Genomic DNA, 10,839 nt, shown 5'->3' with positions numbered 1-10,839 from the left:
GGGGCCGCCGGGAGCTTTCAGTTCGAGGTAGTAGGCTGGGCGACTGGTCGATGTCTCGACATCGAGAGAATTACCAGACAGCAGCCCAGTGAAGGAACCACAGTGGATCTGTACGAGTACCAGGCACGAGACGTTTTCGAGAAGTACGGAGTGCCGGTCCTCGCCGGCATCGTCGCCGACACCCCTGAGGAGGTGAAGGCAGCCGCTGAGAAGATCGGCGGCGTCGTCGTCGTCAAGGCCCAGGTCAAGACCGGTGGTCGTGGCAAGGCCGGCGGCGTCAAGGTCGCGAAGACCCCCGAAGAGGCGTACGAGGCCGCGAAGGCGATCCTCGGTCTCGACATCAAGGGCCACATCGTCAAGCGCGTCATGGTCGCGCAGGGTGCGCGCATCGCCGAGGAGTTCTACTTCTCCGTGCTGCTCGATCGTGCCAACCGTTCGTACCTGAGCCTCTGCTCGGTCGAGGGCGGCATGGAGATCGAAGAGCTCGCGGTCGAGCGTCCCGAGGCGCTCGCGCGCGTCGAGGTCAACCCGCTGACGGGCATCGACAAGCAGAAGGCGGTCGAGATCGCTCGCGCCGCCAACTTCCCCGAAGACCTGATCGAGAAGGTCTCCGACGTCTTCGTCAAGCTCTTCGACGTCTACAAGGGCGAAGACGCGACTCTCGTCGAGGTCAACCCGCTGGTCCGCACCGAAGAGGGCGACATCATCGCCCTCGACGGCAAGGTCACGCTCGACGACAACGCCTCCGAGATCCGTCACCCGGAGCACGAGGCCCTCGAAGACAAGGACGCAGCCGACCCGCTCGAGGCCAAGGCCAAGAAGAGCGGCCTGAACTACGTCAAGCTCGACGGCGAGGTCGGAATCATCGGCAACGGTGCAGGACTCGTCATGTCGACGCTCGACGTCGTCGCGTACGCCGGCGAGAACCACAACGGTGTCAAGCCCGCCAACTTCCTCGACATCGGCGGCGGCGCCTCGGCTGAGGTCATGGCCGCAGGCCTCGACGTCATCCTCGGCGACCCGCAGGTCAAGAGCGTGTTCGTCAACGTCTTCGGCGGCATCACGGCGTGCGACGCCGTCGCCAACGGAATCAAGGGCGCTCTCGAGACCCTCGGCAGCGCGGCCTCCAAGCCGCTCGTCGTGCGCCTCGACGGCAACCGCGTCGACGAGGGTCGCGCGATCCTCGCCGAGTACGCGCACCCGCTCGTCACGCTCGCCAGCACCATGGACGAGGGCGCTGACAAGGCCGCCGAACTCGCCAACGCCTGATCGCAGAGAGACACAAGGACTAGAGAAATGTCGATCTACCTCAACAAGGACTCCAAGGTCATCGTCCAGGGCATCACCGGCGGCGAGGGCACCAAGCACACGGCACTCATGCTGAAGGCCGGCACCCAGGTCGTCGGTGGCGTGAACGCCCGCAAGGCCGGCACCACGGTCTCGCACACCGACAAGGACGGCAACGCCGTCGAGCTCCCCGTCTTCGCCTCGGTCGCCGAGGCCATGAAGGAGACCGGCGCAGACGTGTCGATCGCCTTCGTGCCGGGCGCGTTCACGAAGGACGCGATGATCGAGGCCATCGACGCCGAGATCCCGCTGCTCGTCGTCATCACCGAGGGTGTCCCCGTGGGCGACTCGGCCGAGGCGTGGGCCTACGCGCAGAGCAAGGGCAACACGACCCGCATCATCGGACCGAACTGCCCCGGCATCATCACCCCCGGTGAGGCGCTCGTCGGCATCACGCCGGCGAACATCACCGGCAAGGGCCCGATCGGCCTCGTGTCGAAGTCGGGCACCCTGACGTACCAGATGATGTTCGAGCTGCGCGACCTGGGCTTCTCGACCGCCATCGGCATCGGCGGCGACCCCGTCATCGGTACGACGCACATCGACGCGCTCGCCGCGTTCGAGGCCGACCCCGAGACCAAGGCGATCGTGATGATCGGTGAGATCGGCGGCGACGCCGAGGAGCGCGCGGCCGACTACATCAAGGCGCACGTCACCAAGCCGGTCGTCGGCTACGTCGCGGGCTTCACGGCTCCCGAGGGCAAGACCATGGGTCACGCCGGTGCGATCGTCTCCGGCTCCGCCGGTACCGCTCAGGCGAAGAAGGAGGCCCTCGAGGCCGCCGGCGTCAAGGTCGGCAAGACGCCGTCCGAGACCGCGGCTCTGATGCGTGAGATCGTCGAGTCGCTCTAAGCGCTATACTCGAAGAGAAGGCCCTGGACTCCACTCCGGGGCCTTCTTTCATGCCCGGCCGGAGTTCTCGCCGAGTCGCTCCCACATCGCCGCGACGTGCCGTGAGTCCGTCCCGCAGCATCCTCCGATGACCCGCACCGACGGCATCCGCTCGAGGAGCGCGGCCACACGCTCGGCCAGTTCGACCGGGTCGCCGTCGTCGAGGGTCTCGGACTCGTCGAGCTCTGCGTGCGAGAGGCGGGAGGCGTTGGGGCGGATGCCGACGATCCGCCGAGCCGTCTCGGCATCCACCGCACGATCGAAGTGGTCGGGATGGGCGCAGTTGAGGAAGTAGGCGTCCGGGGCGTCCGTCGCATCGACCTCAGCGATCGTGTCGGCGAGAGTGCGACCCGACGCGAGCAGCCCGTCGGTCTCGACCGTGAACGAGATCTCGACCTCCACGCCGGCTTCACGCGCGGCGCGGACGACACCGCGCGCCTCCGCCGCGTCGTTGAGCGTGTACGCCGCGATCGCATCCACTCCCGCCTCAGCGAGAGCCCGCACCTGGGCGCGGTGGTAACGGTAGGCGTCGTCGGGCCCCGTCGCGGGGTCCCACGCGCCCGAACGGTAGCCGTCGCCCCGAGGACCGAGCAGGCCCACGATCCGCACCGCAGGCAGACCGGACTCATCAGCGATCTGCTGCAGCAGCCTCACCGCCTCGACGTTGACCCGGCGCAGCGCATCGGCGTCGTACCCGAGCCGAGCGCCCCAGTCGGCGCTGGCTCGCCAGGTGGGCGTCTCGAGGCGCAGCGGAGCATCGTGTGCCCGGGCGATCTCGACGTACCCGCGGTAGTACTCCCGCAGAAGTCTGCGGCCGTCATCCTGATCGACCAGCACGAAAGCGGCGAAGTCGGGAAGATCGATGCCGTGGTGGAAGATCAGATCGGTCTCCAGGCCGCCATCGGTGACGTATCGGCCAGCGACAGTGGACGCGGACATCGGTGCCTGCTCTCCTCGGGTGCTTCCGGTCTAGCACTGCGCGAGGGGCGGCGCCACGGGTCCCGCACACGACAGAGGGGCGGATGCAGCACGCATCCGCCCCTCTGATGTTCGGTCGTCGCTCAGGCGACGCCGAACAGCGCTTCGATCGGCCCGCGGGCGAAGAAGATCACGAAGCCGACACCGACCGCCCAGAGCAGCGGGTGGATGGTCTTGGCGCGTCCGGAGAACGCGTTCACGACGATCCAGCTGATGAAGCCCGCCCCGATGCCGTTGGCGATCGAGTAGGTCATCGGCATGACGGTGGCGGTGAGGAACACCGGCAGCAGCACACGGAAGTCGCTCAGGTCGATGTTCTTGATCTGCGCGAGCATGAGCGCACCGACCAGCACGAGAGCGGCGGCTGCGACCGCACCCGGGACGAGCGAGGTGAGCGGCGTGAAGAACATCGCGACGAGGAACATGGCACCCGTGATGACGGTCGCGAAGCCCGTGCGCGCGCCCTCGCCGATGCCGGCGCCGGACTCGACGAACACGGTCGCCGACGACGACGAGGTGCCACCACCGGCGATCGCGCCGATGCCCTCGACGATCAGGGCCGACTTGATGCGGGGGAAGTCGCCCTTCTCATCGGCCAGGTCGGCCTCCTTCGCCAGGCCCGTCATGGTGCCCATCGCGTCGAAGAAGTTCGAGAACAGCAGGGTGAAGACGAACATCACGAGGGCGACGACGCTGACCTTCTGCAGGTCGAATCCGAAGTCGACCTGACCGATGAGGCTGAGATCGGGAAGCCCGACGATCGCGCCGGTGAAGCCGAAGTCGAGACCGAACGGCCAGATCAGGTTGGCGATCGCGCCGAGCACGGTTCCGCCGACGAGAGCGATGAGGATCGCGCCCTTCACGCGCAGCGCGGTGAGCACTCCGCCGAGCAGCAGGGTGATCACGAAGAGCAGGGTGGGGATCGAGGCGACCGAGCCGCCGATGCCGAGGTCGACGGGCGGCGAGGCGTTGCCGGTGGCGGTGACGAAGCCGGCGTTCACGAAGCCGATGAAGGCGATGAACAGGCCGATGCCGACGGTGATCGCGAGCTTGAGCTGCACGGGCACGGCGTCGAAGATCATCTTCCGCAGCCCGGTGGCCGCGAGGAGGACGATGATCACACCGTTGATCATCACGAGGGCCATGGCCTCGGGCCACGTCACCGTGCCGACCACCGAGAACGCGATGAACGCGTTGATGCCGAGACCGGCGGCGAACGCGAACGGCAGGCGGGTGATCAGACCGAACAGGATCGTCATCACACCGGCGGTCAGCGCGGTGGCGGCGGCCACGGCGGTGCCGGCGAGGGTGTTGCCGTCGACGTCGGGCGTCGACAGGATGATCGGGTTGAGGATCACGATGTAGGCCATCGTGACGAAGGTCACCAGACCCCCTCGGATCTCGGTGCCGATCGTGGATCCGCGCTTGCTGATCTCGAAGAAGCGGTCCAAGGAACTCGTGGGTTCGGCCTTGGACGTGGTGGGGGACGGGGCAGTTGTCATCGGGAAACCTCCGCAGGAGACGATATCGTGTCGCTCGCACCGCGCGCGCCCCCAGGCGTCCACAGGCTTCTCGTCGTAGTCTCGATTCGATATGCAACGCCTCCTCGTCGCGCTCCTCGCCGCCTTCGACGCCGCCATCGCTGCGGCGGTGGGCCTCGTCGTACTCCTGGCCCCGTTGACGCTGCTGTGGACGCTCGCCTTCGGGGCGACGGCGGACTGGGGAGCCCTCTGGCCCCTCACCGGGACGCTGTGGCAGTTCGGCCACGGTGCGCCCGTCGACGTCGACATCTCGACCGGGGTGCTCCGAGCCGCGGGCATCGCCCCGGACGCGGCCGCCTTCACGCTCTCCGTGACTCCGCTCGCGTTCCTGCTGTTCACCCTGCTCTTCGCGGCGCGCTCCGGTGCACGCGCGGCACGTGCGGGCGCATGGATGCTCGGAGCCCTCTCAGGTGCGCTCGCCTTCGGCGTGATCGCGACCGGCGTGGCGCTGACGTCGAACCTCTCGGCGGCTCAGACCGCCCTCGTGCCGGCCATCCTCCTGCCGACGGTCGTCTACCTGGTCGGCGCCGTCTGCGGTGCCGTGCGCATCGCGTGGGAGGACGGCGACGGCGGGTTCCTCGATCGGGTCCACGACGTCGTCGACTCGTGGGGCGACTGGGGTCCTGTGCCGAGCGCCGCCGTGCGTGGGGCGGCGTTCGCCGTCGTCGGAGTGACCGCCGTCTCGGCTCTCGCCGTGGCCGTCATGACCCTGTTCCGAGGCGGCGAGGTGGTCGCCCTGTTCCAGGCCGCGCGCGTCGACGCCCTCGGGGCCGGGGTGATCACGCTCGGACACCTCGCCTATCTGCCCACGATCATCGTCTGGGCGGCATCCTGGCTCGCCGGCCCCGGGTTCGCCGTCGGTGTCGGCACCGCCGTCTCACCTGCCGGCACGCAGCTCGGGGTGGTTCCGGGTATCCCGGTGCTCGGCCTGCTGCCCGAGAGCACGTCCATCTGGATGCTGATCGTGATCATCCTGCCGATCGGAACCGGCGCGTTCGCCGGCTGGGCCGTGCGCTCCCGCCTCGTGTGGGAGGGGACGCCCCTCGGCACGGGGCCTCGTGCGGCGATCGCCGCGGGGATCGGCCTGCTGACGGCCGTGGTCGCCGCCCTTGCGGCACTGCTCGGCGGCGGATCGATGGGCCCCGGCCGTCTCGCCGAGGCCGGACCCGCTGTGCTCCCGTTCGCGCTCTCTCTGGGCGGCGAGGTGCTGCTCGGTGCGGCGATCCTGCTGCTGTCGCCTCGGCACCGTGACGAGCTCGCCGAAGAGCGCACCGATCGATGGGTCGCCGAGATGACCGCATCGGACTTCGCTGTCGACGACTCGACGGATCGTGCGCCCGCCGCGACGACGTGGCCGGTGACACCCTCCGCCTTCGACACCGCCCCTCTCGGCGACGACGGCGGCTTCCGGCTCCCGACGCGGGACCCCGGCGATCCGCTCCGCTGACATGCGGGTCGGGGCGCCGCTGCGGCCCCGGTAGACTGGGCGCGTGCTCACGGTCGCCGTTCTCATCTCGGGCACCGGCTCGAACCTTCGCGCCCTCCTCGAGGCCGCTCGTCACCCCGATTTTCCTGCGCGGGTGGTGGTCGTCGGTGCCGATCGCGAAGCCGACGGCCTCGCTCACGCCGAGGAGTTCGGCATCCCGAGCTTCACGGTTCCGTGGCATGAGCACGAGTCGCGCGAGGCATGGGGTGAAGAGCTCGGACGTCAGCTCGCCGTCTGGAATGCCGACCTCGTCGTGCTCAGCGGCCTGATGCGTCTGCTCCCCGCCGGACTCGTCGCGGATCTCGCGCCCCGCCTGATCAACACGCATCCCGCGTACCTGCCGGAGTTCCCCGGAGCCCATGGCGTGCGTGATGCGCTCGCCGCGGGTGTCTCCGAGACCGGTGCCAGTGTGATCGTCGTCGACGACGGCGTCGACACCGGGCCGATCCTGGCGCAGGAGCGCGTGCAGGTCCTCGACGGAGACACAGAGCACAGCCTGCACGAGCGCATCAAGCCCGTCGAACGCCGACTGCTCATCGACGTGGTGCGCCGCATCGCGACCGGCGAGCTCTCTCTGTCGTCCGCACCCTGACCCGATCCACGCACGCCACCCTCGCACGAAGGAGCCCATCATGGCCGGCCCCCGCCACGACCACTCGCTGTACCGCGATCGCGACACCGTTCCGGTGCGACGCGCACTCGTCTCGGTCAGCGACAAGACCGATCTGCTCGTGCTCGCCAAGGCCCTCTCCGAGGCGGGTGTGCAGATCGTCTCGACCGGCTCGACCGCATCCACGATCCGCGAGGCCGGATACGAGGTCACCGACGTCGCCGCCGTCACCGGTGTCGCCGAGATGCTCGACGGCCGCGTCAAGACGCTGCACCCGAAGATCCATGGCGGTCTGCTCGCCGACCTCCGCCTCGAGGACCATGAGCGTCAGCTCGTCGACCTCGACATCGACCCGTTCGAGCTCGTCGTCGTGAACCTCTACCCGTTCGTCGAGACGGTCGCCTCGGGTGCCGAGGGCGACGACGTCGTCGAGCAGATCGACATCGGCGGCCCCGCCATGGTGCGTGCCGCGGCGAAGAACCACGCGAACGTCGCGATCGTCGTCTCGCCCCAGTCGTACCAGGGCATCATCACCGCGATCGAGAACGGCGGCACGACCCTGACGCAGCGCCGCGAGCTCGCCGCACGCGCCTTCGCGCACACGGCCGCCTACGACACGGCGGTCGCCGCGTGGTTCGCCGAGGGCACGCTGGGCGACGGCGAAGACCTGCCCACTCACCTCACGATCCAGGCCGAGCGCCTCGCGACGCTGCGCTACGGCGAGAACTCGCACCAGCGCGGCGCGATCTACACGCGCGTCGGCGGCCACGGCATCGCCCAGGCCACGCAGCTGCAGGGCAAGGAGATGTCGTACAACAACTACGTCGATGCGGATGCCGCGCTGCGCGCCGCCTACGACATGGTGAAGCCCGCGGTGGCGATCATCAAGCACGCGAATCCGTGCGGTATCGCGACCACCGCCCCCAACGCCCTCGACCCGATCGCGAGCGCGCACATCCGCGCCCACGAGTGCGACCCGGTGTCGGCGTACGGCGGAGTGATCGCCGCGAACGGCACCGTGACGCTCAAGATGGCCGAGAACCTCAAGGACATCTTCACCGAGGTCATCGTCGCGCCGTCGTTCGAGCCTGCCGCTCTCGAGGTCTTCAAGGCGAAGAAGAACCTGCGTCTGCTGCAGCTCCCGGAGGACTGGCAGCAGGAGCGCATGGACGTGCGCCTGGTCTCGGGCGGCCTGCTGCTGCAGGACGCCGACCGGTTCCCCGACGACATCGTGTCGGTCGCGAAGAACTGGGAGCTCGTCTCGGGTGAGCGTCCGAGCGACGAGGAGATGGAGAACCTCATCTTCGCGTGGAAGGCCTGCCGCGCCGTGAAGTCGAACGCGATCGTCCTCGCGAAGGACAACGCCACGGTCGGCGTCGGCATGGGCCAGGTCAATCGTGTCGACTCGTGCCGCCTCGCGGTCGAGCGCGCCGGCGACCGGGCCGCAGGATCCGTCGCGTCGTCCGACGCGTTCTTCCCCTTCGCCGACGGCGCCCAGGTGCTCATCGATGCGGGCGTCACCGCGATCGTGCAGCCCGGCGGATCGGTGCGCGATGAAGAGGTCGTGGATGCTGCGCGCAAGGCCGGCGTCACGATGTTCTTCACCGGAGAGCGTCACTTCTTCCACTGATCCGCGCTCGATCCCGAGCCGATCATCGACGAGACCCCCTTCTGCTGCGTTCAGCGGGAGGGGGTCTCGTCGTCCGATCAGAGTCCGCGCACCGGGTCCTGCGGCTCCACCGTGATGTCCGATTTCCGCCAGTCGGTGTCGGAGACGCGTGCCAGAGTGGAGGCATGAGCTTCCCCGTGACCGACTTCGACGAGCGGTATCGCGCGATCAGTGCGCGCGACACCCGCTTCGACGGCCAGTTCGTGACGGCTGTGCGCTCCACCGGCATCTACTGCCGTCCGAGCTGCCCCGCGCGCACGCCCAAGCCCCAGAACGTGACGTTCTATCGGACCAGCGCCGCGGCCCACGAGGCGGGGTATCGCGCGTGCAAGCGGTGCCTGCCCGAGGCGGCTCCCGGGTCACCGGCGTGGGATCTTCGCAGCGACGTCGCCGCGCGGGCGATGCGGCTGATCGCCTCGGGTGTGGTCGAGCGCGAGGGGGTGTCGGGTCTCGCCCAGCGCCTCGGATACTCCACGCGCCACCTCACCCGGCTGCTGTCGACCGAGCTCGGAGCAGGCCCTCTCGCCCTGGCCAGGGCGCACCGTGCCCATACCGCGCGGATGCTGCTCGTCGGCACCGAGATGCCCGTCTCCGATGTCGCCTTCTCGGCCGGCTTCGCGAGCATCCGGCAGTGCAACGACACGATCCGCGAGGTGTTCGGGCTGACGCCGGGTGAGCTCAGGGCCCGACGGCGGATGCCGGCATCCGCCGTCCCCGGATCGATCGACCTCGTCCTGCCGTATCGCGGCCCGTTCGACGCATCCGGGATCTTCCAGTGGATGGCTGCCCGCGCCGTGACCGGAGTCGAAGAGGTCACCGACACGTCGTTCTCGCGGCACCTGCGGATGACGGGAGGCCCCGCCTGGTTCGAGGTGAGTCAGGACGCGTCCGCGCGCCTCCACCTGCGCGCACGGGTGACACAGCTCGGAGACCTCGCCCCGCTCGTCTCGACCGCACGGCGCATCTTCGACCTCGACGCCGACCCCCTCGCCGTCGATCAGGCGCTGAGCGCGCACCCCGAGATCGCTCCACTCGTCGCCCGCACGCCCGGCATCCGCGTGCCGGGGGCAGCGGATCCGCACGAGATGCTGATCCGCGCGATGATCGGCCAGCAGATCACGGTCGTGGCCGCGCGCACCGCGCTCTCGGCGCTCACCGACGCACTGGGGGAGCGGACCGAGCACGGTCTGCTCTTCCCCACGATGTCCGCGATCGCCGAGCACGGCGCCGAGGTGCTCCGAGGCCCCGGCGCCCGCATCCGCGCGATCGTCGGAGCAGCGTCCGCGCTCGCCGACGGCTCGCTCCCGCTCACCGTCGGAGACGACGGTCTCGAGCAGCGCGCAGCCCTCCTCGCCATGCCCGGCATCGGTCCCTGGACGGCCGACTATGTGCGGATGCGCGTGCTCGGAGACCCCGACATCCTGCTCCCCGGTGACGTCGCGCTGCGTGCGGGCGCCGCGGCCTCGGGCCTTCCCGGCGATCCGGCACCACTGGTGGCCTGGGCCGAGCGTGCGGCGCCGTGGCGCAGCTACCTCAGCGCGCATCTCTGGCGTGCGGCGCCGCCGCGACCGACGCGAGCATCCACCAGCACGAGCGCGACCGCTGTCGCGACTGCCGTTTCGAAGGAGAAGTCATGACCGCTCTCATCCAGACCCTCGACACCCCCGACGGCCCCTTCACGATCCTCGCCGACGACCGGCAGCGGGTGCTCGCGTCCGGGTGGACCAGCGACCAGGCGGCGGTCGTCGGTCGTCTCTCGGCGGCCGCGCGACCGGCCGACGTCAGCGAGAGCGAGACCGAGGCGGCCGTCGCGGTGCGTGCCTTCTACGAGGGCGATCTGTCGGCGATCGACACGGTCGCGGTGGCGCAGACCGGCACGCTCCTGCAACTGGCCGGGTGGTCGGCCCTTCGCGAGATCGAGCCGGGGGAGCCGCTGACGTACACGTCATTCGCCGCACGCCTCGGCAATCCCCGCGCGGTCCGAGCCGCGGCATCGATCTGCGCGCGCAACGCCCCGGCGCTGTTCGTGCCCTGCCACCGCGTGCTGCGCACGGACGGAACCCTCGGCGGCTTCGCTTGGGGTCTCGATGTCAAGGCGAATCTCCTGGCGCGCGAGGCAGGAGTTCGCTGAATCGGGAATCTCTCTTGCGGTCAGCTGGTTCACAGGAATAGGCTGGTGGGCTGTCGCACCGACCGGACGACACAGCCGAGCCCCTGAGGAGGACACCATGACATCGATCGCCTCTGCGCAGATCGCCGCTCTCGGCTCGACCCCGGTGCGCCCGCTCCGCTAGAGCCTTTTCCGCACGCACGACTG

General features: G+C 69.3%; 9 protein-coding genes. 7 read left to right on the top strand and 2 right to left on the bottom strand.

Annotated elements, in window-relative coordinates; translation table 11 throughout:
• Positions 1 to 102 precede the first annotated feature (102 nt).
• A complete protein-coding gene (gene sucC / locus ACTJKH_RS06765) occupies positions 103 to 1,269 on the top strand; it encodes an ADP-forming succinate--CoA ligase subunit beta (RefSeq protein ID WP_056309122.1) in 1,167 nt (388 codons plus the stop codon).
• Positions 1,270 to 1,296: 27 nt separating this feature from the next.
• Positions 1,297 to 2,199, top strand: a complete 903-nt coding sequence (gene sucD, locus ACTJKH_RS06760; RefSeq protein ID WP_056309120.1) for a succinate--CoA ligase subunit alpha — start codon at positions 1,297 to 1,299, stop codon at positions 2,197 to 2,199.
• 48 nt (positions 2,200 to 2,247) lie between these two features.
• Here the strand turns inward: sucD and ACTJKH_RS06755 are convergent, their stop codons facing one another.
• Positions 2,248 to 3,177 (bottom strand): homocysteine S-methyltransferase family protein, encoded by a 930-nt coding sequence (locus ACTJKH_RS06755; RefSeq protein ID WP_440736278.1) that lies wholly within the window; start codon positions 3,175 to 3,177, stop codon positions 2,248 to 2,250.
• 122 nt (positions 3,178 to 3,299) lie between these two features.
• Positions 3,300 to 4,718, bottom strand: coding sequence for an NCS2 family permease (locus ACTJKH_RS06750; protein WP_210097251.1), 1,419 nt, complete (start codon positions 4,716 to 4,718; stop codon positions 3,300 to 3,302).
• A gap of 91 nt (positions 4,719 to 4,809) precedes the next feature.
• Here ACTJKH_RS06750 and ACTJKH_RS06745 point away from each other — a divergent pair, with 91 nt between their 5' ends.
• The 5 genes from ACTJKH_RS06745 to ACTJKH_RS06725 all read left to right on the top strand — a co-directional run bounded on the left by ACTJKH_RS06745 (position 4,810) and on the right by ACTJKH_RS06725 (position 10,653).
• Positions 4,810 to 6,204, top strand: coding sequence for a cell division protein PerM (locus ACTJKH_RS06745; RefSeq protein ID WP_440736277.1), 1,395 nt, complete (start codon positions 4,810 to 4,812; stop codon positions 6,202 to 6,204).
• 43 nt (positions 6,205 to 6,247) lie between these two features.
• Complete coding sequence (purN, locus tag ACTJKH_RS06740) at positions 6,248 to 6,835, top strand: phosphoribosylglycinamide formyltransferase (protein ID WP_440736276.1); 588 nt, start codon at positions 6,248 to 6,250, stop codon at positions 6,833 to 6,835.
• Between the two features lie 40 nt (positions 6,836 to 6,875).
• Positions 6,876 to 8,483: a bifunctional phosphoribosylaminoimidazolecarboxamide formyltransferase/IMP cyclohydrolase gene (purH, locus tag ACTJKH_RS06735; protein WP_440736275.1), complete on the top strand. Its 1,608-nt coding sequence runs from the start codon at positions 6,876 to 6,878 to the stop codon at positions 8,481 to 8,483.
• A 164-nt stretch (positions 8,484 to 8,647) separates the two neighbouring features.
• Entirely contained in the window at positions 8,648 to 10,159 is a 1,512-nt protein-coding gene (locus ACTJKH_RS06730; RefSeq protein ID WP_440736274.1) for a DNA-3-methyladenine glycosylase 2 family protein, read from the top strand.
• Positions 10,156 to 10,653 carry a methylated-DNA--[protein]-cysteine S-methyltransferase gene (locus ACTJKH_RS06725; RefSeq protein WP_440736273.1) on the top strand — a complete coding sequence of 166 codons (498 nt, stop codon included), beginning with the start codon at positions 10,156 to 10,158 and terminating at the stop codon, positions 10,651 to 10,653. Before ACTJKH_RS06730 ends, ACTJKH_RS06725 begins: the two co-directional genes overlap by 4 nt.
• The last annotated feature ends 186 nt before the right edge of the window (positions 10,654 to 10,839 follow it).

The sequence above is a fragment of the Microbacterium sp. 22215 genome (genome assembly GCF_052045655.1).
GTDB classification, from domain to species: Bacteria; Actinomycetota; Actinomycetes; order Actinomycetales; family Microbacteriaceae; genus Microbacterium; species Microbacterium phyllosphaerae.
The sequence above is the reverse complement of the archived record's forward strand: the minus strand, read 5'-3'. Positions and strand labels throughout refer to the sequence as shown.

What these genes read in the sequence shown, in the direction of transcription:
- sucD (WP_056309120.1), top strand. Translation starts at nt 1,297, where the DNA reads ATGTCGATCTACCTCAACAAGGACTCCAAGGTCATCGTCCAGGGCATC.
- ACTJKH_RS06755 (WP_440736278.1), bottom strand. Translation starts at nt 3,177, where the DNA reads ATGTCCGCGTCCACTGTCGCTGGCCGATACGTCACCGATGGCGGCCTG.
- ACTJKH_RS06750 (WP_210097251.1), bottom strand. Translation starts at nt 4,718, where the DNA reads ATGACAACTGCCCCGTCCCCCACCACGTCCAAGGCCGAACCCACGAGT.
- ACTJKH_RS06745 (WP_440736277.1), top strand. Translation starts at nt 4,810, where the DNA reads ATGCAACGCCTCCTCGTCGCGCTCCTCGCCGCCTTCGACGCCGCCATC.
- purH (WP_440736275.1), top strand. Translation starts at nt 6,876, where the DNA reads ATGGCCGGCCCCCGCCACGACCACTCGCTGTACCGCGATCGCGACACC.
- ACTJKH_RS06730 (WP_440736274.1), top strand. Translation starts at nt 8,648, where the DNA reads ATGAGCTTCCCCGTGACCGACTTCGACGAGCGGTATCGCGCGATCAGT.
- ACTJKH_RS06725 (WP_440736273.1), top strand. Translation starts at nt 10,156, where the DNA reads ATGACCGCTCTCATCCAGACCCTCGACACCCCCGACGGCCCCTTCACG.